The following is a 23,442-nucleotide window of genomic DNA, read 5'->3' as shown; positions in this document are numbered from 1 at the left end:
ACCTCAAACCATCAGGAACATAAAATCAGCCTAGAAATATATGGAGGATCAATTTAGGTTAAACCTACTTTTCGCAAATAAAAAATAAAAGTGAAAAACTTTAACGTATAAATGAATAGTTTCATCACACATTTTAATCAGCTTGCTTTTGTATTTTCGGATTACAGTGTTAACCACTTAAATACATAAAATATAGAGAGAAACTACTCTTATTTTACCATGATTCCATCAACAGTATAAAATTATATCCTTTACGGTTAACTATGAGTAGAATCCATAGTAAGGTGTCCATAGAAATGGTTGTATTCACTTAAAAAATTAAACACATAGAAAAATCGCTAGAAATTCGATTCCTAGCGATTCCCTAAATACCAATTATTTATAGTTGTGCATGTACGATAAAGATATATGCAATTCCTACAATTGTTAAAGAGAAAGCGGACAGCAAGGTCAAACCATTAATGATGTATGTTATCGTGTTACCTTTATTTTCTATCAAGTGTTTTTTATAATTTCCTAACATCAAGTACCCATTGAATACAACTAAAATCAACCCAAAAACAATTAGAAAAATCCCTGTATTATACATTGTCTATTCTCCTTTATATTTTTTGATTGTTAGATAAATTGTACCGATAACACTGATTGCTACTAGAATCACCATCAACAAGGTTAGCCACTGTGGAATATGCACATGGAAGACAGACTCTTTGTTGATCTCTTTAGCTTTATCTGCTTCAATTGTAAACTCTTGTTCAAGCGGCCATTTCTTTTCTCCACTAGTGACTGTTGCTTTAAAGACATATGTTCCAGGTTCTAAGTCTTTCTTTCCCCAATCAAAATGGAACGGTAAAGTTGATTGTGGTGCAATTGATACATCTGACATTTCTTGTTCGATAATCGCTTTGTCTGAACCTTTTTTCACGATTTTCCCAGAAACATTGGCTTCAGAGAAGATATAAGGTTCTGGATTTAAAATATTCGCGCTGACGATCTTTCTTCCATCAAACAATTCCGCCTTCACACCGTCTGACGAAACTGTTTCATTTCGATAAAGATCGACTTCATTTTCATTTGTTACAGCTACCCCCAAAGTATATGCATAGGTATTCCCAACAGTGATTGTTCCTTTTTTCTGTTTGCCACTTTGTTCTTCGACTTTTTCTGAAACATTGATCCCACCTAAAATGACCCCGTTTGTTTGTTTAGCAGGCATCTTCAATTTTAATTTTGTCACGACCTCTGAGTTAGCAGGTACTTTTACTTCATTGCTTTCTGGTGTTAAGATCGTTGATAGTGGTGTCTTTAACGCTGAATGATTCTCTAAATCCCCACTATAGTCAATGATCCCATTGGAATTCGTATTGGCATCAGTCACTCGCACATTCAACGTGATTTCTTTGTTTGAGGCATTCATCAGCTTCACTTCCAGTGTATCCTCTGCGGAAGGATCTTCATGCAGGTAAAAGTAACTGATATTCTCATCAATTTGATGCGTATTTGTGACCCCTTCGATCGTAAAACCTCCTGTTTCTTCCGCTTGTGCACGAACGGGAATCAATGACATTCCCACAAATAAAATAGTCAGCAATAATGCTAAATGTTTAATTGATTTCATGTGATTTCATCCCCCTAATTTTTTTTACACATAGAGCATACCTCTTTTTTTAAAATTATTTTTTTTTTATTTTCATGTAAATCTGGAATCAGTGACATAGATGAAAAAGTTAAGTGGATTTTTTTCTCTATCTGTTTAATATAGGTTGCTAAACTAAAGATCAAGCTCATTTTAATATGTTTAATTATTAATAATCTAAATTTTTATTACCAAGATAGGTAACGTTTATTAATAAAAAACTTTTTGTTTTGTAACTTATGTAATGTACAAATAAAGGATTTTTCACAAGAATTACAAAAAAGACAAAGTACTTTTCTTAGTACTCTGCCTTTTGATTATTACAATTATATGTTTTTCTAATATATATATCACTTTAAAAATAGGTTATCCTTATAACTATTAGTTTTATGCAAACATTATTTACTGAGATAAAGTTTGTAAATCAAGGTTATCATCAACCTTATATTTTATGGTAAACCCTTTTTGATTTTCAACTCCACCATTTTTATATTCTGTTGGATAAACACTAAGTCTGCTACCTTTACCTTCTGCATGGAAGATTTCTATGATGTCTCCTGGTTGAAGTTCAACTGATTTTGTTTCAATTAAATGGTCATCACCTTTGATATGTTCATCTAGTAATATTTGAGTACCTCGTTTTACAGTAACAACCATATAATCTTTCCCGTCCCAGTAGCTATGTGGAGTATACCACTCTAAATTATGCATATACAGTTCCACTTTATTGTTAGTAGAATTTTTGTAAAAATTCACTCTAGCAACAGATATATCACCTGACCCTTTGTAATAAATCCCTCTTCCATACCATTCAACAAATTGTTCTTCTACATAATCTTTAAAATAGGATTCATTGTATGCTTTTTGTTTTTCATCCTTAATAGTTTGAATTGATTGCTTAGCTGCTTTAACATTTTCACTAGTAATAGTGTTTTTCAATTCTTTGCAGTTTCCGTCTTTAAATAAATTTCTAATATCTTGAGTCAAGTAACTTTGTTTCATTGGTGTATTAGAGAGTGTCCATTCTACAGTTCCATTAATTGTCTGTGCAGGTACTTTGCTAGCATCTGGGATGTTCAAAGTTACATTTCCTAATTCCAAATCATAAACACCGTTCACAAACTGTCCGCCAGTAGTATGCATGATCGTATTATCTGTAGATGTAACATTGATTTTATCGACTTCAGCTTTTTGCACCTCATCTTGATCATATTTTTTTACTTGGTCTGTTAATTCATTCTCTTGAAAAGGGGATTTTCCATCATTGATATTTCTTTTAACCTCTCCATTTATAGGAACAGTCAAAGTAACTCCTCGATACCCATTATCAATAGACAAATTATGCTTTACGTTTAAACTCCATTGTTGAGTGTCTTCTCTTCGTTTATCCTTTACCCCAACATTATAAGTTTTTTCCCCATTTTTTGTCTCCACTGTTTGTTCTTGAACATTATCTGTCAATTTTGTAGTACCAAAGTCAAAGGTTTTTGGAATATAAGAAATACCTAAATAACTATTATTAATCTCTGTTTTTTTATTTAAGTCACTTGGAGGATTAGGATCATATCCGCCATTTTCTGATAAACCTAAGTTTCCTGACAATGGTGTTTTTACTTCAGCAGGATTACCGTGTTCTAATTCAGAAGCACACGCATAATTAGAGCCTAAAACTAATAAGCAGCTCAGTGACACCATTTTAAATAAAGAATGTTTAAATTTCATAGTTTTCTCCTTTCATAAAATGAACGTTTTAATATTAATAGAATAGATCAGGTGACTTTTAGTTGATGAGTACATTCCTGATCTATTCTTATTAATTATGGAAAGTACCGTGAATTCAAATTATTAGATTAACGTTACTTGAATATTATTGTGCAGCATTTGTTAATGTCCAAGTAACATTTGTACTCAATGATTGAGCTTTTACTTTACTTGCATCTGGGATGTGTAATTCTACTTGTGGTAACTCTAAATCGTATGCTCCGTTAACAAATTTACCTTGTAGTGCTTTCATAACTTCTACATTTTCTGTAGTGATTTCTAAATTTTCTGGATTTGTTACTTCGATATTCGTATTGTCTTTTTTTACTTGTTCAATTAAATGTTTACTATCAAAAACATCAGTTCCATTATTAATATTACGTTTCACTGAATTTTTCACTGTTGCTGATTTTATAGAAATACCCAAATTTTTTTCATCAATTGGATTAGCTAATTTTGCATTTAATGTCCAGCCACGATTTGTCAATCTGTTTTTATCCTTCACTGCAATATGAAACGTTTGGTTATTATCTTCACTAGTTGTTTGTCCTTGCATTACAACATTTTGTTCTTCATTTGTATCAGCTAGCTTCACTTCGTTTCCGATATTAAACGTTTTTGGTTTATAAGCAATCCCAAAATAAGAATTAGAAATATCAGTTTTTTCATTTAGCTCACCTGATGGTGGATTAGGATTAAAACCACCATTGTCTGACAATTGCAATTCTCCAGTAACTTCAGTGGTTGCACTTTGAGGAGTAGCTTCATTTGAAGCCGATTCCTCCGCCAACACCCCAGTTCCACCTAATAATGATCCTAATAATAAAGTTGTTCCAAATAGTGCGATGTGTTTTTTCATTTTCCATTTTCCTTTCTATTTTTTATTTTTTTCTCTTAACAGTGCAATCTATTTCGTGCACCTCTTACGGTTTACACTATAACCGATTGTCTACTACTTTTTTTTTTTGAAATTTATTTCTTTCTTTTCTTTTTTTCCATAACTTATAAAATAAGGGAATGCTTATAAAACTTAGTAAGAACAGGAATACATCGTATTTTATATCAAAATTTAGTGTGCTTTTTTCCAAGAATGGTTGTGTCAGATAGATTTTTATTGCTGTGATTTTCTACTTTTTTTCTTGTTTTCCTTGTTTAGAAAAAAGACTATTGAAAGATTTCAAAAAAAATTTCTAACATGACATACTAAAAAACTTGATACTGACTATTTTCTTGAGATTAGAAGTGATATTTATCTTACTCATGTTCACAAATTAGTTTACCTAACATGGATTAAAGAATGGACTATTTTCTTATCTGCAAATAATACCGAGACGAACTTATGATGTGATGGTAAAAAGGTGTTGACCTCGAATTATATATAATGAAAGATCACTACGAAAAATTATCTCCCGCAGTGATCTTTCGTTACTCTCGAAGAATTTATTTGAGAATCAATAAAGGATCAACTAATTTGTCTTTGCTTAAGCTAGTGTCTTGGCATACTTCTAAGTGCAAGTGCGGTCCTGTACTGTTTCCTGTTGAACCGACATAACCGATCAATTGACCTTGTTTGACTTCTTCTCCGACTTTAGTTAAAAGTTTTGCCTGATGTGCATATAAAGTGATATAGCCATCTTTATGCTCGATGACAGTATGATTCCCCCAAGAATCATGATATTCGGACTTTCTGACGATTCCATCATGTGCTGCATAGATTGGTGTGCCTTGTGGTGCTGCTAAATCGATTCCTCGGTGGAAATCACCACCTCTGTCTCCAAAGGAACTAGTCAGTGTATAGTCCTCCAAAGGGCAAGTGAATGTTCCAGTCTTTGCTTCTTTCAATGATGGATGGTCATATTCTGTCAATTCATAGGTCACGATCAAATCATTTAATTTTTTGTGGTAGTTTGTATCTGTTGCATATTTGCCGGTCAAAAATTTTGTTGCCTCTTGATACTTGGAGGTTTTCGATTTCCAAGCGCCAGAATAGAAATCTTTATCTCCAGTAATCCCTTCTTTTAGTAATTTCGCATAATCCTTCAATGACTCTTTATATGTCTCATATTTTCTAAATTTAGCTTCAACTGTATACAGTTGCCCATTGCCATTATCTTCTTGCGTAAGAAATGTCACACTCTTTCCTTGATACGCCCCTTTCATACCAAAAAGGTTGTAATTTGGTTCTTGACTTAACAAGCTTTGTCCTGAAGCTGATTCTAAAATCGCTTGAGCAATCATCACTGAGGCGTATAAATCATTTTCTTCGGCTACTTTTCGAGCATCTTCTCCGATTTTTATGATAAATGATTCAGTCACTTTGTTTTTTTTCCCTTTTGTGCCTTCTTCGATCGATGAATCATCATGCACACTTACTGATTGATTCCCGTTAGTAACTGGCAAAGAAGCTGAAGATTCTACTGTATATGGAACCTTATTGACTGCTACTTTCGCTGTTTGCTCCCTTGTTTGTTTTGTAGATTGAGTGTTGATAGTTGGTGTAACACTTTGATTCGTTTTTTCTGAGCTGTCTTCTGTAACAATCTCCTTATTAATTGTATCTTGTGTATCTTCTTTCACTGGTTGTTCTTTTTCCGATTCGTGACTACTTTCATCTTTAGTTGGCTTCTCCAAATTACTCTCTTCGTTGCTTGGTCTAGTGATTTCTTCACTATCCTCTGTTTTGTCTTGATCCTCCGCTTTATTCGGAACTTCAATACTTGGTTCTTCCTTATCTTGATCCGTTTCGTCTTTATTTTCTCCACTATCTACTGTAGCGTCTGATTGATCTACCGCATCGGTCGAATCTTGATTTTCAGGAACCAATTGTTCTGAACTAGTAGTCACTTGAGTTTCATTTTCTAAATGGGAGGAAGCTTCAACAGGAATACTTCCCAATAATCCTAAAACTTGTGTGCCAATCAATAATGATGAGAGTATTTTTTTTGAGTATTTCATGTTTATTCCCCTTTCCATTTTTCTGTCATCCTATATGTAACACGTTTATTAAAAATAATTTTTTATATTATTTCTTAAGATCTTCAAGTACATAAAAAAAAGGAAAATCTAACTTATTGGGTGATGAATAAGTCAGATTTTCCTGTATCAACAAGTAATTTCTAGTAGTTTATTGAGGGGCATTTGTAAGATTCCATACAACATTTGCTTGGTATTTGCCATCTTTAACTCTTTCTGTTTCTGGAATGACTAGCATTGCTTCCCCTAAATCATAGTCATAGATATCGTCGTGTGTTTTTTCTTGATTGGCTTCTAAAATTTTAGTCGGTATTTCTGCTGTGACCTTGATTTTTCCATTTTCAGCAGAGGGAATACGCACTTCATCCTCAGCAGCGACTAAATCAGTTTTTGCGTTGTATTCAGCTTCATTATCATTTTTATTCTTCTTAATGTTCTCACTAGTTCCTTCAAATTGTAGATAGGCATCATCGATTTCATCTTCGCCCCATTTCAATTGGCTAGTGAGGTACCAAGAACTTTGACTTTTTGAAATATCTCTGATACCGACATTCAGGGATTCTGTCTTGGTAAAAGGAATGGTTTGTTCCCCACCGTCTAAAAGATCCCTATAGGGCAGTGAAAATTTTTTAGGTAAATAAGCTAAGCCTATTTCACCTGATGTATCCAGTTTTTTGTTATCTACAGAAGTATTACATGTCATATTTTTCCAAATAGCTGTATAAGTTGTAGTTAATAAATCAATACTTGCATCTTTTTGCTTGTTTTCTGGCGTATGCCACCCTCTAAAGATTGCATTTGTTTTGATTGGTACTAGTTGATTCTTGAATTGTTCAAATGTTCTTTCTGTTAATTTCTCTGGTGTGACCGCACAAGTTGTAAAATAAAATTTCAATAGTTTTTGATCCTCAAATGTTCCTCCTTGTGCATCAAATGTGACTGCTTGTAACGGTGTTTTTTGATCTTGTTCATAGGGATAATTAAGTAAATGATCATCATTTGTCACAATCAATACTTCCTGCTTTTCACCATCAAACATGTCGATCGCATTCGTTACCTGATCCATATCGAATTGTGTGAGATCAAGAATCTTAGGTAATTTTGCTCCTTGGAACATACGGTCTGTATTGACTAGGCTAGGCGTGTTGAAAGAACTTAAATCAAGTGATTTTAGTTCTTGCTTAACGAAACATTTATAGAACATTTCTTCCATCGTTTGGACCGCTGTAGTATCAAATCCAGTCAAATCCATCTGCTCTAGTTCATTACAATTGTAAAACATGCGAGCCATGTCTGTGACTGATTGGCTATTTACGTTCGCTAAATCCACATCACTCAATTGTACACAGCCATAAAACATGCTATTAAAACTTTGGGCTTTTGACATATTTAAACCTGACAGATTTACTTTCTTCAATTGGTTGCACTCTTTGAAGAATTCACTAAAATCTGTCACTTGGCTCACATCTAATCCTCGTAAATCTACTTCAGTCAATACTTGGTTACGATAGAAAGCCTGTTTTAAATCAGTGTCTTTGATTTTTACCTTTTCACCGTTTTTTTCCACTGCTACAAATTTTGTGATAGTTTGTGGAATGACTGTTGGATTGATATCTTCTAAAATGACTTGTTTGCCATTGATTTCTCCAGGAATTTCGATTTCAGTGGCAGAACCCTTATAACCAGTCAACAAAATCTCTGTTTCTGTTTCTGTAAACGTCCAATCGCTATCTTGCCATTCCGCTGTATAAGTGGTGCCTAGTAGATCCAAGACGTTTTCAACGTCTGTTTTTTGTGTGCGATTTTCTTTCCATTCTGTAAATTCTTTTGCAAATCCTGTTCTCGTTGGAATTAGCTTGGATTTATAGTCAGCAAATGTTTCAAGTGCAATTTTATTTGGTCGATCTACACATTGATCAAAATATTCGATTTGTTGTTGATTGTTTGAAAAGCTACCACCATTGGCTTTGAAAGTGATACCTGACAAAGGAGTACGGTTGGCTTGTTTTTCCAAGTCTAACGCTAAAATTTTTGCATCCTCAGTCAAAACTAGCAGTTCTGAAGGGTTTTCTGTTGTAAACATCTGATCGATCTCTGTATCTTCTTTTGTAGTGAAACTGCTTAAATCGATCACATGGAGTTGTTCACAACCATAAAACATTTCTTGCATATCATCGACTACAGAAGTGTTGAAATTTTCCAAGTCGACTTCTGTCAAATTTTCACAATTTTTGAACATCTGACGCATCGTCGTCACTTTTTCTGTGTGCCATTTTGCTAAATCTACTTGTTTTAGTTTCTCACAATTTTCAAACATACTTGAAAAATCAGTGACATTTGCTGTATCCAGTCCACGTAAATCTACTGTTTCTAACTGTTGGAAATCCTTGAATGCTTGGCTTAATGACGTATCTTCAAGTAACACCCGCTCATCATCAGAGGCATTGATGACTAATCGTGTGACATCTCTTGGAATAGCCTGCTCGTTAAGTGCTTTTAAGACAACTTGTTTGCCATTGATTTTGCTTGCTAACGAAATTTCTTTTGATTGCCCAATGTATTTTGTTAATACGATTTGATTGGGCGTCTCTTCATATCGCCAGTTTTTATCTAAATAAGAAGGTTCATTCGTTTCCGCCGTCTTTTGAACAGAGTCTACAGTTCTAGCAGATGATTGACTCTCTGTCTCTTGCACCTTTGCATGTGACATTATTGTTGCTGAACGTTCTTTAGTTGTATTCTCAGTTACTGTGTTAGAATCTGAAAGTAATTCCTCTAAATCTACGTTATTCGTTGTAGAAAGCTGGTTTTCTGTATATCCAGGTACAGGAGTAGTCATTAATTTAAGTGCTAAGGCTGCTATGAATGTACCTGTCAGATATTTGTATTTCATGATCTTTCCTCCCCTATTACTTTATCTTGCTTATCTTCTGGAACATTCCTATGATTTTATCAACTAAAGATTAGCATCACCTATACATTTCGTTTTATTTTTTTTTTATAGTTTCATGCCATTATTTTACATAAAATAAATCCAGTTATTTTTTATAGAGAAGGTCCTTGTAAACGATGCTTTTCTTCTCTTTGCGCTTCAACTGTTTTATTCTAAAAATGCTCTGTTGCTGTTATTGGTTCGTAGAAGGTAGTGTGACGCCGAAAAATAGCCTCTTTATGTATCGATTTTAGGAAATTGAATAGAATCAACTAAAAATAATTTTTTTCTATAAAAAGGATCATTGTGTGCATTTTATAATATTAATTGATGAAAATGACTTTTCATCAAACAAGCAACTATAAAATATAGATGATTTCATGTTGAACATTCCCCTATTCTACAACTATATTTTATAGCTGCTCTTTTTTATCATTCTCCCATTCTAAATATTTTAAACTGTGGATGATAAATAAAATCATAGAAAGGAATGGAAAGATTGAGCAATAAATTTTATTGGGAACTTGATCCTGTAAAATTGGTTGAAAAAAATGAAAACTTTCTATTCAATCTTTTTTGTAGCTCATGTTACCAACAAGTGTATACACAAATCAGCACGTTAGCTGAAATCTATAGAATTGAATCGAAATCTATCAAGGATTTGATTCAAGAAATCAATGCCGAGAACTTCTACATGACGATCCGCTCCATTTTTGAAAAAGAAGCACTGTTATCTGAGATTTATTTTTATTTGATGGAATATGATTGGGATTGTAGTAAAGAAGATTTTACTGAAGATATTCTACAAGTAGTGAAAAGAGATTATTTATCCGACTATTGTTGGAAAATAGAAAATACATCAGAAACAGATTATCCTAAATTATTGATTGAAACGATTCTACAAAAATAATAACTATATTTGTCATACAAACGATACTAGAGTCTCATTCTCAAATAGCTTCTGATATCAAAAAAACGACCACAAAATCTTTTTTTATTTTGTGGTCGTTTTTCTTAGATACTCATTTCTATAGTAGTCAGGCACAGTTGATTTTTGATGCCTGTCTTTTTTTGACGGATGTTGTGCTATATCGTAGCAGTTTTTCCAAATTTTAAGAGAAAAAGATTTCACCCCCCCTTTATTATAAGGGGTAGTGAAATCCTTTTTTAAAACCATTATAAAATATGCCTTTTTATTTTTCACTAAGATTTAACGTGTTAAATAGAAGCTATGAATAACATTTGAGCTTTGTGGCGAGTATTCTTTACAAATCAAACGTAATTTAGTACCTAATTCGCCAGCATCCCACATGTGAACAGATAAGTAACGTCCAGTTGCCATGTTACGGATGCGATATGCTTTTGATCCTGGAACAGGAATCACTTGCCATCTAGTACTTAGATGGTTTTGTTTTGGTCGTTGGCCTAATACATAGTATCTTTGTTCAGGAGCATATGCAGAGTCTGGATAACGGACAAACGGTTTTGATTCATCTACATAGAAGTAGTTACCTGGTAATTGGATGTTGTATACACCAGGTTCATTTGTTGGTAAAAAGATTACTTTCATTTTGGAAGTTGGGTCTTTAGGATAGAAAAAGTTGTCCGACCGTAACGGCGCCAATAAACCTCCTCTTTTAGTGTCTGAAGTGCACTGTTTATCTGTCCATAAATAGTACTTTGTTTTAGGTTGCAAGTCGACAAATTGATTTTTCATATCATCATAATATTTAAATCCAGCTGCTTCTGCTTTGTGAGTACCTGCAAAAACCATTGGAACAAAGGCTACCAGCACAAACAAAAGTTTAATAAATACACTTTTTCTAAAAGAATGTGATGCTAACATACTAATTATTCTCCTTTTATTTACTACTAATTTCATATGCACAATCCACTATCGATTTGTAAATGTAGAAAAAGATTGTGGTTATCTTCTATGAAAAATTTTTCGCTACATGCGTTCTTTATCCAATATCAGCGTTATTGAACTGGTATTTCTTTCCTCCTTCCACTTATTAGTCATCGATAAGTTATAGATAAAGATTGATGCTACGAATTAATCGATTGTATTGCTTGCGAAAAAATATCAAATGGCTCAAACACTTTTTCACCATAAAATAGACGTTCGTCTTTTATCATTCATCTGATATCTCTTAGGCAATACATGTTCTTTCATAGAGGTGCAGTTTGGATTATAAAGAATAAAAGAAAGTAATTTTTTTTTATTTTTCAAATTAAATCCTATAGATTTTTATTTTGAAAAATTTCTTTTTAATTATGTATAAATAAAAGAATCAAGCTGAAAAATTCGCCATTCAGGCTCTTAATCACCACGCCAAAACAAAACAAATAATCGAAACTACAACCGTCAAAACAAATTCAACCTTCACTTCCGTTCCATAGGTTTGATTCGGTAGATAGATTGCCTTTCGTTTCGATTGATAAGGAATTTTAGGACGGTTGGGTTGGGCATATGCGATAAGTATCGATAATAAAATCAGTGTGAAGTAAATAGTATTTTGCTGGGCCGCAAAATAGATGCTTGAAGCTAATAAAATTAAACTAGTCCCTTTGAGTATTCTAGCGTAGGTCATTATTATCTCTCCATTCTATTCTTCTTTTATTTGTAGATTTTCTGTCCTGTTTTCTAACTATTTTCTATTATTTTTATACCTCCACATGACAATCAATAGAATCGTCATCACTAGATAGGAGGTGAAAACAATTATTTGGCTCACTCGGTTCACCTTCTCTAAAATTCTCATACGATCGATACTTTTATGTATTCATTTTTATTACTAATAAATAGATGTGGTTCAAATTATTCCTGTTACTAAAAATGATACAATTCTAATTCTAAAATGGAGCAAATCATAAGAACTAAAATCGTGGGAATCAGCGCAAACATCACTTCCGTTCTAGATGTTTGATTCGGTAGATAGATTGAATTTTTTCCCGATTTGTAAGGAGTTTTAGGTTGCTCGGATTGGGTATATTCAATAAATAGTGATAGCATAATCAGTATGGTATAGATCGTATTTTTCATCGCAGCAAAATAGATGCTTAGCGCCAATAAAACCAGTTGGATTATTTTGATTATTCGAACGTAGGTCATCTTTCATCTCTCCATTCTATGTATAAATAGTAACCGATTCCTCTCTACAAATATATATACGTAACGTACTAAAATATTACTTTAACAAATTAAAATAACTTCCACCTTAATCATATCAAAAAATATCAAAAAAAATTATTACATTCCTAAAAAGCTGTTTTAACAGCATAATCGTCAATATTTCCCTTCAGCCCAAACAACTCTTACGAATAAATAAAAAAACGGAACAACAGGCAGAATGTTTCCATCCACCTGTTATTCCGTATTTACTATTACATAAATGTAGTTTTTACTCCACAAATGGCTCTTCACCTAGTGCTTGTTGTGCGGCTAAGTTTAGTAGGCTCCATTGACGGTCGTGTCCTGGTTGGAAGAAGAAATCTGCTTCTGCCAAGTCTTCGATCGTTAATTTTTGTTGGATGGCTAAAGCCAAAACATTTCCTTGAGGAGTAATGTCTTTTGTTGATAATACTGCTCCACCTAGCAATTGATGCGTAAATGGATCATAGGCTAATTGTACAGCTGCTTTTCCGTTCCCAAATTCTTCTGGTACGAATTTTGGACGGATCGTATCTTCATAGAAGGCTGTTTTGATGGCTACGCCAGCGCGATCAGCTGTGAAGCTGTTCAAGCCACTTGCAGCAAAATGATAGTCAAACACACGTAACGCAGATGAGCCGACTAAGCCACCAAATGGTTTGCTTGGTGTTTGTTCAAATAAGTGTTGAACGACATAGCGTGCTTCTCGACGTGCAACTGTTGCTAATGCGATCGGCACTTTTTTGCCTGCTGGGATCGAATAAGCAAGTGTTGCATCTCCTACTGCATAAACATCAGGTAAGTTTGTTTGTAGGTATTCATCTGTGATGATCCAGCCACGTTCATCTAAATCAACGATGCCTTTCAACCATTCGGTATTCGGTTTGACACCGGCAGCTTGGATGATCAAATCTGTTTCGATCGTGCCACTGTCTGTTTCAATAGCGGCGACTTTACCGTCACCTGTGAAGGCTTTGATATTCACGCCAGTTTTGATGTTCATACCTTTTTCTTTTAAGTGCGCTTCTAAGATATCTGTCATTTCCTTATCTAAGTAAGTACCTAAAGGACGATCGATCATATCTAATAACGTTACTTCTTTCCCTGCATTCAAGAAAACTTCTGCTGCTTCGATTCCGATGTAACCTGAACCGATCACGGCTACTTTTTTCACTGCTGGGTCTGTCATGCGTTCTTTGATTTTCGTTGCCCAATTATAGCCACGCATCAAATATACATTTTCTAAGTCTGTTCCTGGAATAGGTAAGGAGTTTGGTTTCACACCTGAACTCAAAATCAATTTATCGTAAGCATACTCTTCTGTATGTCCATCTTCTTTACGTGTAACTGTTACTGTTTTTTTATCTGCATTGATTGTCTTAACTTCGTGGTTATTTAAAATCCCCACATTTGGTTGTGGAAAGTTTTCCGGTCTGAAATTACGGACATCATTCACACTAGTGACTCGATCCTCTAAATATAATTCCATGCCGCATGACATAAATGAAACATAGTCGCCTGCTTCAAACAAGGTGATATCCACATTTTCTCCGTATCTAGATAGTAATTCTAAAATGGATTGATGCCCTCCATGTGATGCACCGACAATAATTACTTTCGTTTTTTCCATTGACAAAACCCTCCTCATAACAATTGTTTAGAATCATTCTAAACAATTTTACGATATCATTCTACGAATAATAATGCAAATGAAAAGGCTTGCCTAAAAATTTTATTCGTTATTTTAATATTATTGTTTTAATTGTGCTAAAAATGTGCCGATACGTTTACACGCTTCTTGTAGGTCATCCATCCCACTTGCATAAGAGATTCGGATAAATCCTTCGCCTTCCGGTCCAAAAGCTGAGCCAGGGATACAGGCAACCTTACCTTGTTCTGCGAGTGCTAAACAAAAATCCCACGAATTCATCTGGATCGTTTCTGGTAAGCGACAGAACAAATAAAATGCACCATCAGGTTGAGAGATTTGAAAGCCTAATTCCGTAAGTTGCGGCAATAGATAATCTCGGCGTTCGACGTAGCGGGCCTTCATTTTTTTTCCTTCGTCCATACTCGTTGTCAAGGCTTCGACCGCAGCTTTTTGAGAAATCGTTGTGGCAGAAGTAACTAAATATTGGTGGACCTTGATCAATTCATCGATCACTGGTTTTTGGGCAAAAAGAAAGCCAATGCGCCAGCCAGTCATGGCATGGGATTTAGAGAGTCCATTCACGACGATCGTTTGTTCAGGTAAGTACGTAGCCATCGAGACATGATCCCCCACGTAATTCAACTCCGCGTAAACTTCGTCACTGATGACAAAGACTGGATGTTGGCTTAAAACTTCTGCAAGTTTGCTCATTTGCTCCGCAGATAATAATGTTCCAGTTGGATTACTTGGATAATTCAAAATCACTGCTTTGATTTCGTCTCCGTATTTGGCAAACGCCTCTTCTAGTTGTTCTGGCTGACAAATAAAGCCAGTGTCTGATGTATCGATCGTGATCAATTCGGCGCCTGCTAGATCAACGATTGGTTGATAGCCGGGATATGCAGGTGCTGGGATCAATACTTTATCCCCTTCTTCTAAGACCGCTAATAAAGCTGTCGCGATTGCTTCTGTGGCACCGATCGTTGTCAGTACTTCCGTTTGCGGATCATAAGAAAGACCGTAACGTTCTTTTTGGAAGAAACACGCTGCCTCACATAATTCTGGTAACCCTCTCATCCCGGTATAATGAGAATAGTTTTCTTTGATGGCTGTGATCCCTGCTTCTTTGACTGCTTCAGGTGTTGAAAAATCTGGCTCACCTAATGTCAATTTGATGATACCCGGAATACTTGAGATTTGCTGATCGAACATACGGATCTGCGAGACTTCGATTTTAGCCAGCCTTGGATTAAAACGATGGTGTAGATTCATAGACTTCTCCCCTTTTGGTTACTATCCTTATTTTTTCAGAAAAGTTCCTTGGTGTAAAGGATTGTTTGGTACCATTCCAATCCTTTTTCTAAAACGGCCATGTCGAAATCAAAGGTTGCATCATGCAGGGCTGGTGTATCCCCTACACCTAAGAAGAAAAAGACACAAGGATAGTGTTCCGTATAAACACCAAAATCTTCTGCTTGTAAGACAGGCTCAGCCAACTCATGTAACAACTCTGAGTGGGCAAGTGCTGCATACAACTGTTCATCGTTACGTACAGCAGGATACCCATCGTTATAACGAAATGAGATTTTCGCTGGGGAAGTTTGTTGGAATTCTTCTGCTAGTCGTGCTAGTTGCATCTTTAAGTCCGTTTGGGTCTTACGACTGTATGACCGAATGCTGCCTGAGATCACGACTTCATTGGCTAAGACATTGCGGATCGTCCCACCTGTGATCTGACCAAATTTCAAGAGATGTTCAAGGTTTTCTGGCAGAGATTTATCAAAGTCATAGACTTGTTTCATAAAACGCACAGCTGCTTCTAAACTATCGATGCCTTGACTACTTGAGGCGATATGCGCAGATCTGCCTTGGACGATGATATCTGTTTCACTACTTTGGGCCATCAACGCACCTGGTCGTGAAAATACTTTCCCTTCTGGTAAGCCTGGCCATAAATGAAAACCAAAGATTGCCTGTACCTTGTAATGTTCCAACCACCCAGAACGGATCACACTTTCTGCCCCACCAGCGATTTCTTCTGAGGGTTGAAAAATCAAGACGATATTGTGCTGCATCTCTTGACGGTGCGTGGCAATATAATCGGTCAATCCTAAGAGCATCGCCATATGACCATCATGTCCGCAGGCGTGCATGAATCCTGGATGTGTAGACGCAAAAGGTAACCCTGTGGCTTCAGTGATGGGCAACGCGTCGATATCTGTCCGAAAAGCAATCGTTGTGTCTTGTTGCTGATCAAAATAAACCAACAAGCCTGTCTCATCGATTTCATGGATCACGCCACCACAGTTTTTGATTTGTTCGTAAAGGTATTCTTTCGTTTTAAATTCATGAAAGCCAAGTTCAGGAATTTGATGTAACGCCATTCGGTGTGTTGCCAACATGTCGCCTCACCATCCCTTCATAGATTCCTTTTACCACGGTTTCATATTGTGTATTGGGTACGCCGATGATTAAATTCAACTCTTGCGCACCTTGCGATAAAATCGAGGTCCTGATTTCTAACTCATTCAAAATCGATAATACTTTTCCAGAAAGTCCAATTGGTTCCTTATGTGGACCGCCTACAACAGAAATCAAAGCCAAGTCTTCGATGATTTCGATTTCCTCTACGCCTAATTCCTCACGTAATTCTTTCGTGATCAAAAACAATTTATCCATGATCAATTCCGCCGAAACGACGACACCGATATTATCGATGCCAGAGGGGATATGCTCGATCGAGATGCCATGTTTGGCAAAAATACTCATGGCTTTCCAAATAAAACCGATCTCGTCTGACATATGTCGTTTGAACAAGGTGATTGAAAGAAAGTCTTTTCTTCCTGCAATCCCCGTCAACCCATTTTCTTTTTCGACTTCATGATTTGAGATTTTTGTTCCATGATCATTCGGTCGATTCGTATTTTTGATTTGGATCGGGATATCAGCTTCTTGTACAGGAAAAACCGCAGATTCGTGTAACACATTAGCACCCATATAAGCCATTTCTCGTAATTCACGGAAAGAGATCTCTTCAATGACTTTCGGTGAGTCAATGATTCTTGGGTCTGCCATCATGATACCTGAAACATCCGTCCAATTTTCATAAAGATCTGCCTGTAAGGCACTTGCTAAAACGGAGCCGGTAATATCACTGCCCCCACGACCAAGTAATTTTTCTTTTCCTGCTGGATTGGCACCATAAAATCCTGGGACGATCAACTTTTGGTGTTTCTGGTACATCTCGCGTACTGCTTGCTCTGTACGCGGAAAGTCGATGCCTCCTTCATAATCAAAGTAGATCAGCTCACTTGCGTCTGCAAAGGTATACCCTAAATATTCCGCCATCAATTGCGCAGTCAGATACTCCCCACGACTGACTAAATAATCGATCGTCACTTTTTCCTGTTTTAGTTGTGTTTCGATCGTGGTTAATTCTTTTTCAATCGGAAAGTCGAGTGACAGAAGATCTCTTACTTGAATAAAACGTTGTGTGATCCGTTCCCATAGTGGCGTCCAATCAACCTTATGTTGAAGATACGCATGGATCAAATAGAGTAAATCTGTCACTTTATCGTCTTCATCCGTTCTTTTTCCTAAAGCGGAAACGACAACGACTTCTCGACTAGGATCAGCTAGCACGATCTCACGGACTTTACGGAACTGTTCTTCATGAGACATCGAGCTTCCACCAAATTTTGCGACTTTCATGAAAGGACCTCCTCTTGAAGAAGTGCCAAAGCAATTTGCACCGCGTTAGCCGCAGCGCCTTTGCGAATATTGTCAGCTACAGTATAAAAGAGTAAGCCATTTTCAACAGAGAGGTCGCGACGAATACGCCCCACGTATACTTGGTCTGTGCCTCTTGCTAATGTACTTGTGGGATATTGGTGTTCTGCTAAGTTATCGACAACCAAAATCCCTGGAAACTGACTGAAACAAGCACGGATTTGTTCCAATGAAAATTCCTTTTCTAACTCGACAGCAATCGAGACACCATGGCCATTTTCGATGGGAACACGCACACAAGTCGCAGAAACAGGCAAATCTGGTTGATGCAAGATTTTTTTTGTTTCATTGATCATTTTTTGTTCTTCTTTGGTATACCCATTTTCCATTGGGCGATCGATTTCTGGAATGACCGTTTGACTGATGTCATGAGGATAAAAAGTTGCTGGTTCACCATTTTTTGTCGCCTGTAAATCAGCGATTCCTTGTTGCCCTGAACCTGAAACAGCTTGATATGTCGTGTAATTGACACGCTTCACACCAAAGGTATTCTGTAGTGCTTTCAGTGGTAAGACGGATTGGATCGTCGAACAATTTGGATTCGCAATCAATGGATCTAACGTATGATCTTCTAGATTTACTTCAGGGACGATCAACGGGATCGTAGGATCTTCTCGCCACGCTGAAGAATTATCGATGACTACTAAGCCGGCTTGACGTGCAATTGGGCCAAATGTTTGAGACACGGATGCTCCAGCTGAAAAAAGCGCCAAATCATACCCAGAAAAAGAAGTCTCAGTCAGTTCTTCGACAACATACTCTTTTCCCTTAAACACAGACAGACTCCCCGCAGAGCGTTTGGATGCTAAAAGCTTGAGTTTTCCTACTGGAAAATCGTACTCCTCTAATACTCTTAACATAGTTTGACCGACTAAACCCGTCGCTCCGACAATACAGGTATCTATTTCGCGCATGTTTTTCATCCTTTCTTTGTCTACAATTCTCTTAGTGCTGCAATCAATGCGGTATTTTCTTTGGTTTGATCATCTTTTATTTTTAATACACGTGCCGGTGTACCACCAACGACCGTCTCAGGGGCAACGTCTTCTAAAACGACTGCACCTGCTGCGACGACTGCATTCTTTCCAACACGAACACCTTCAACGATCACTGCATTCGCACCAACTAATACACCATCTTCGATCACTACTGGTTGAGCGGAAGCTGGCTCGATGACCCCTGCTAGCACAGCGCCGGCGCCGATATGACAATTCTTGCCGACAGTCGCACGTCCGCCTAGGATTGCTCCCATATCGATCATGCTATGATCCCCGATCTCAGCACCGATATTGATCACAGCACCCATCATGATCACTGCTTGATCTCCGATGGTTACTTGGTCACGAATGACAGCGCCTGGTTCGATCCGAGCGTTGATGTCTTTGATATCCAGTAAAGGAACTGCACTGTTTCTAGCTGTCTGTTCTAGTTCGATCGCTAAGATTTTCTCCGCTTCTTTTTCTAGTACCGGCGCAATGTCTTTGTAATCCCCAAAAACAATTGGACTGTGCGCTTCGCCAAATACTTTTGCGTTTGGAAACTCAATAGGTTCAGAAACATTTAAGTAAACTTTGACTGGGGTCTTTTTTTCTGCTGTTTGAATAAAACGAATGATTTCTTGTGCGTTCAATTTAGGCTCCTCCTCTAGGTCCAAATAGATCTTCTAATTGATAAAAACCGGCTGACTGTTCGGCCAACCAGATACTTGCTTGAACTGCCCCTTCTGCAAAAATTCGATTTGAAAAGGCTTCGTGCTTCACTGAAAGAACTTCATCTTTGGTCGCAAAAAGGACTTCATGTTCTCCTGGAAAAGAGCCTGCACGTAGGCTATGGACACCGATTTGTTGGTCTTTTCGAGGTTCGTCTGCCCATTGATAGACAGGCGTCAGCTCTCGAACGGATTGTAGTGTTTCCACTAAGCGCTTGGCTGTGCCAGAAGGTGCGTCTTTTTTTTGGCTGTGGTGTTTTTCGATCAATTCAATCTGCCAGCTGGCTAAGTCTTGAGCTGCTTGTTTGATCAAGCGATTCATCACCATGATCCCTAATGAAAAATTAGCACTGTAGAGTACAGGGATCGTTTGAGCTGCTTGGGAGATTTCAGCAAATTGCTCTTCGGTATAGCCAGTTGTGCCAATCACCAGTGGGACTTGGTGAGCTTGGCTGTATCGCAAGATTTTATCCAAACTAGCTGGATGAGAAAAATCGATCATGACCGCTGGTGTCTGAGCAAATGATAATTCATCTGTTAATTGCAGGGATTCGGTCAACATCAATGGTTGATGTTGATATTCTTCGGTAACTTCTGCAATTCGCTTGCCCATTTTTCCACTTCCGATAATCCCGATATTCATATGCTTGCCCCTCCGTTTTCTGCTAACAGTGCAATCAGTTGTTGCTTTTTCTCCTCGCCTAATTCAATCAGTGGTAGTCTTAATGGTCCAGCAGGTAAACCTAAATGATTCATTGCTGCTTTCACTGGAATTGGATTGGTTTCACTGAACAAGGCATTGATCAACGCTAAATGAGTCAATTGTTTTTCTTTTGCTGAATGGCTATTTCCATCCAAGTAATCATGGACTAATCCATGGACTACTTTTGGTTGGATATTCGCCCAAACACTGATCACACCGATGCCACCAATACTCAAGATGGGTAAAATCAAATCATCATTGCCACTGTAAAGCGCAAATGATTCATCAATCAGTTGTGCGACTTCCATTGTGTAGGACATATCACCAGAAGCCTCTTTGATGCCGATGATTCGTGGATGCTTCGCTAGTTCCGTTAATACAGGTAATGAAATCGTCATGCCTGTTCGTGACGGTACGTTATATAAGATGATTGGTAGAGAGGACGCGTCTGCGATCGCTTTAAAATGAGCCAGTAAGCCTGCATCGCTCGTTTTATTATAGTAAGGCGTGATCACTAATAATTGGTCTGCCCCTAGTTCTGCAAAACGCTGGACTTTCTTGATCGTTTTCGCCGTCGCATTCGATCCTGCGCCAGCTATCACTGGGATACGCCCATTGGCTTTTTCAACGGTGAATCGTACGATCTCTTCCTCTTCCTCCTCAGATAGTGTTGGTGATTCCCCAGTTGTTCCTAGGACAAGTAATCCGTCTGTTTGTTCTTTCAGATGAAAAGCAATCAGCTGCTCCAATCCTAAATAATCCACTGCACCTGTTTCCGTCATCGGAGTCACTAATGCAACAATCGATCCTTTGATCATCCTTCTACCTCCAAATTTTTGTGCCATTCATAACTGGCTGGTCCTGCCATCGTGATCGTTTCATCACCAGAAATCAGTAAATCACCTTGCTCTAAATGGATCGTAGCTTGTAAGCCGGAGAGATATCCTTGATCTTTGGCGACGACATACGCTGCACAACAGCCTGTGCCACAAGCTAATGTCCAACCGACCCCACGTTCATACGTGCGGACGATCAATTCTTCTTCATTGACATATTGGACAAAATTGACGTTTGTTTTCTCTTTGAATAAGGGATGATGGCAGAGTTTTTCTCCTGTCTCCTTGGTTAATTCAGCCAACGCATCTTCAACAAAAACAACTGTATGGATCGTCCCCATGAATAAACTAGTCAGCTCTACCTTTTGCTCATCAATCGTCAGCGCTTGTTTGATGATCGGTGTTGCTTGCGCTACGCCTACTTTCTCTGGTCGGTAGTCTGGCGAACCCATGTCGACCGTGCAATAAAAAGGTTCTCGTGAATGGATCGTCACATGGATCATCCCAGCAAGCGTTTTGACTGCAAATTGTGGCTCTTCATGTAATTGTTGATCGCTGACATAATTGGCAAAACAACGGATACCATTGCCACACATCGGTGCACGACTGCCATCTTTATTGTAGTAGATCATTTCCAATGGATCGGTTTTAACAGCAATCAATCCATCCGTATCATAAGCAGTTGGTGCGCACAAGCTTTGAGCCAAACGACTATAGTCGATCGTTTCATCGTAATCTAAGAGAATAAAATCATTGCCACAACCGTTATATTTATAAATCTGCATAGACTTCTCCTCTCAATAGATCCGCATAAGTTTGCCGACGCACGACTTCTCTCGACACGCCATCTTTGACAAAAACAACTGCTGGTCGAAGTGCACGATTGTAATTGCTACTCATCGAATATCCGTAGGCTCCTGTGGCATACACTGCCAGAAGATCACCTGGCTCTGCAGGAGGCAACTGTGTTTCTTGGATCACCACGTCTCCTGATTCACACATTTTCCCCGCAACCGTCACTTTTTCTGTTTTTTCAATGTCTAGTTTATTTGCTAAATCACAGGTGTATTCTGCTTGATAAAGTGCCGGTCGAATATTATCTGTCATCCCACCATCCACAAAATAATATTTCTTGTGAGGTGTTTCTTTGATATAGCCGACTGTATAAAGTGTTGTTCCGGCTTCACCAACGATACTTCTCCCAGGTTCAATCAATAAGCGATCGATCGTTAAGTTTCTGTCAGCTAGTACCTGCTCTGTATGTGTAACCAGATGTTTGACTGATTCTGCAATCGGTAAAGGTGTGTCCGCTTCGGTATAACGAATACCAAAGCCTCCTCCTAGATTTAAAGAAAGCGGTTGTTGAAAATCTTCAAGGTAGGTAACCAACTGGTCGATCTCAGCCAACCAAGCCGTCATATCAAAGATTTGTGAGCCGATGTGGGCATGAAAGCCTTCCAATCTAAGAAACTCACTTTGTTGGATACGTGTAATCGCTTGTTGGCAAACATCGCTATCGTAAAGCATACCGAATTTTGAATCGATATGTGCGGTGACGATGTATTCATGGGTATGCGCTTCGATCCCTACATTCAATCGCAACATGATCTGTAGCTTTTTCTGATATTCTCGGCTTAATTCTTCCAAGACTTCGACTTCCATCCCATTATCTGCAACGAAATGGTGTATATCGTTTTCAATCGCGTATCTTAATTCATCGACCGTTTTATTGTTGCCATGGAAATAAATATCTTCTACAGGAAATCCAGCTTGTAACGCGGTATAAATTTCTCCACCACTTACGACATCTAGACCTAACCCTTGTTCAGCGATCAAACGGAGTAATTCTACTGTTTGAAAGGCTTTAGACGCATACAAGATCTTTGTTTGAAAATAATCAGAATCAAAGTTCAGCTTAAACGACTTTATCGTTTCTTCCATCTTTTTTTCATCATACACATATAGGGGTGTTTGATATTCATTTGCTAGTTGACTCACTGGAATTTCGCCGATCGTTAATTCTGTCATTCTCTTTTCCCTCTTTTCAAAAAATTATTTTCTCATCAAATTGAAATATCCTTAGATTATAATTTGAATTTTATTTGAATAATATTAAACAAAATTGTTTGAATTGTCTAGTTTAAATCGCTATTTTCAGCAAAAATGTTTAATTTTTCAATTTTATTGCATACAGAAAACAAAAAATAAAAAACCACTATTTATTTTCACATAATTATCTTAGAAATAGACAAAAAAACTGACCAATTTCTTGGTCAGCTTTTTAAAGTGAAATTTCCTT

19 protein-coding genes are annotated in these 23,442 nt (G+C 37.3%); 1 reads left to right on the top strand and 18 read right to left on the bottom strand.

The window, feature by feature from the left end; all coding sequences use genetic code 11:
- Window positions 1-592: 592 nt before the first annotated feature.
- The 5 genes from I2F89_RS07190 to I2F89_RS07170 form a co-directional block, all read right to left on the bottom strand.
- Entirely contained in the window at window positions 593-1,618 is a 1,026-nt protein-coding gene (locus I2F89_RS07190) for a DUF916 and DUF3324 domain-containing protein (protein WP_229078061.1), read from the bottom strand.
- A 420-nt stretch (window positions 1,619-2,038) separates the two neighbouring features.
- Window positions 2,039-3,358 carry a WxL domain-containing protein gene (locus tag I2F89_RS07185; protein ID WP_195513972.1) on the bottom strand — a complete coding sequence of 440 codons (1,320 nt, stop codon included), beginning with the start codon at window positions 3,356-3,358 and terminating at the stop codon, window positions 2,039-2,041.
- Window positions 3,359-3,503: 145 nt separating this feature from the next.
- Window positions 3,504-4,256, bottom strand: a complete 753-nt coding sequence (locus I2F89_RS07180) for a WxL domain-containing protein (RefSeq protein WP_195513962.1) — start codon at window positions 4,254-4,256, stop codon at window positions 3,504-3,506.
- 581 nt (window positions 4,257-4,837) lie between these two features.
- Window positions 4,838-6,352, bottom strand: coding sequence for a peptidoglycan DD-metalloendopeptidase family protein (locus I2F89_RS07175; RefSeq protein WP_195513954.1), 1,515 nt, complete (start codon window positions 6,350-6,352; stop codon window positions 4,838-4,840).
- Window positions 6,353-6,521: 169 nt separating this feature from the next.
- On the bottom strand, window positions 6,522-9,263 hold the full coding sequence (locus I2F89_RS07170) for a BspA family leucine-rich repeat surface protein (protein ID WP_195513952.1): 2,742 nt from the start codon (window positions 9,261-9,263) through the stop codon (window positions 6,522-6,524).
- Window positions 9,264-9,801: 538 nt separating this feature from the next.
- Between I2F89_RS07170 and I2F89_RS07165 the strand changes: the two genes are divergently transcribed.
- On the top strand, window positions 9,802-10,212 hold the full coding sequence (locus tag I2F89_RS07165; RefSeq protein WP_229078060.1) for a hypothetical protein: 411 nt from the start codon (window positions 9,802-9,804) through the stop codon (window positions 10,210-10,212).
- Between the two features lie 300 nt (window positions 10,213-10,512).
- On the opposite strand, the gene I2F89_RS07160 is transcribed toward I2F89_RS07165, so the two are convergent.
- The 13 genes from I2F89_RS07160 to lysA form a co-directional block, all read right to left on the bottom strand.
- Entirely contained in the window at window positions 10,513-11,148 is a 636-nt protein-coding gene (locus I2F89_RS07160; protein ID WP_195513948.1) for an RICIN domain-containing protein, read from the bottom strand.
- 481 nt (window positions 11,149-11,629) lie between these two features.
- A complete protein-coding gene (locus tag I2F89_RS07155; protein ID WP_195513940.1) occupies window positions 11,630-11,896 on the bottom strand; it encodes a hypothetical protein in 267 nt (88 codons plus the stop codon).
- A 239-nt stretch (window positions 11,897-12,135) separates the two neighbouring features.
- Window positions 12,136-12,417, bottom strand: coding sequence for a hypothetical protein (locus I2F89_RS07150; RefSeq protein ID WP_074801715.1), 282 nt, complete (start codon window positions 12,415-12,417; stop codon window positions 12,136-12,138).
- 289 nt (window positions 12,418-12,706) lie between these two features.
- Entirely contained in the window at window positions 12,707-14,086 is a 1,380-nt protein-coding gene (locus I2F89_RS07145; protein WP_195513938.1) for an FAD-dependent oxidoreductase, read from the bottom strand.
- Window positions 14,087-14,206: 120 nt separating this feature from the next.
- Window positions 14,207-15,379, bottom strand: a complete 1,173-nt coding sequence (locus tag I2F89_RS07140; protein WP_142433651.1) for a pyridoxal phosphate-dependent aminotransferase — start codon at window positions 15,377-15,379, stop codon at window positions 14,207-14,209.
- Between the two features lie 35 nt (window positions 15,380-15,414).
- On the bottom strand, window positions 15,415-16,509 hold the full coding sequence (locus I2F89_RS07135; protein WP_074801721.1) for an amidohydrolase: 1,095 nt from the start codon (window positions 16,507-16,509) through the stop codon (window positions 15,415-15,417).
- On the bottom strand, window positions 16,469-17,818 hold the full coding sequence (locus I2F89_RS07130) for an aspartate kinase (RefSeq protein WP_195513936.1): 1,350 nt from the start codon (window positions 17,816-17,818) through the stop codon (window positions 16,469-16,471). Before I2F89_RS07130 ends, I2F89_RS07135 begins: the two co-directional genes overlap by 41 nt.
- Window positions 17,815-18,810: an aspartate-semialdehyde dehydrogenase gene (locus I2F89_RS07125; protein WP_195513934.1), complete on the bottom strand. Its 996-nt coding sequence runs from the start codon at window positions 18,808-18,810 to the stop codon at window positions 17,815-17,817. Before I2F89_RS07125 ends, I2F89_RS07130 begins: the two co-directional genes overlap by 4 nt.
- Window positions 18,811-18,830: 20 nt before the next feature.
- On the bottom strand, window positions 18,831-19,526 hold the full coding sequence (gene dapD / locus I2F89_RS07120) for a 2,3,4,5-tetrahydropyridine-2,6-dicarboxylate N-acetyltransferase (protein WP_066026499.1): 696 nt from the start codon (window positions 19,524-19,526) through the stop codon (window positions 18,831-18,833).
- 1 nt (window position 19,527) lies between these two features.
- Complete coding sequence (gene dapB, locus I2F89_RS07115) at window positions 19,528-20,247, bottom strand: 4-hydroxy-tetrahydrodipicolinate reductase (RefSeq protein WP_195513926.1); 720 nt, start codon at window positions 20,245-20,247, stop codon at window positions 19,528-19,530.
- Complete coding sequence (gene dapA / locus I2F89_RS07110) at window positions 20,244-21,125, bottom strand: 4-hydroxy-tetrahydrodipicolinate synthase (protein WP_074801737.1); 882 nt, start codon at window positions 21,123-21,125, stop codon at window positions 20,244-20,246. The genes dapB and dapA overlap by 4 nt, the downstream gene beginning before the upstream one ends.
- Window positions 21,122-21,928 (bottom strand): diaminopimelate epimerase, encoded by an 807-nt coding sequence (gene dapF, locus I2F89_RS07105; protein WP_074801740.1) that lies wholly within the window; start codon window positions 21,926-21,928, stop codon window positions 21,122-21,124. Before dapF ends, dapA begins: the two co-directional genes overlap by 4 nt.
- Entirely contained in the window at window positions 21,915-23,171 is a 1,257-nt protein-coding gene (gene lysA, locus I2F89_RS07100) for a diaminopimelate decarboxylase (protein WP_074801743.1), read from the bottom strand. The genes dapF and lysA overlap by 14 nt, the downstream gene beginning before the upstream one ends.
- Window positions 23,172-23,442: the final 271 nt, after the last annotated feature.

Source organism: Enterococcus sp. 1001283B150225_161107_E12, assembly GCF_015556925.1.
GTDB classification, from domain to species: Bacteria; Bacillota; Bacilli; order Lactobacillales; family Enterococcaceae; genus Enterococcus_B; species Enterococcus_B mundtii.
This window is presented reverse-complemented; position numbering and strand designations above follow the sequence as displayed.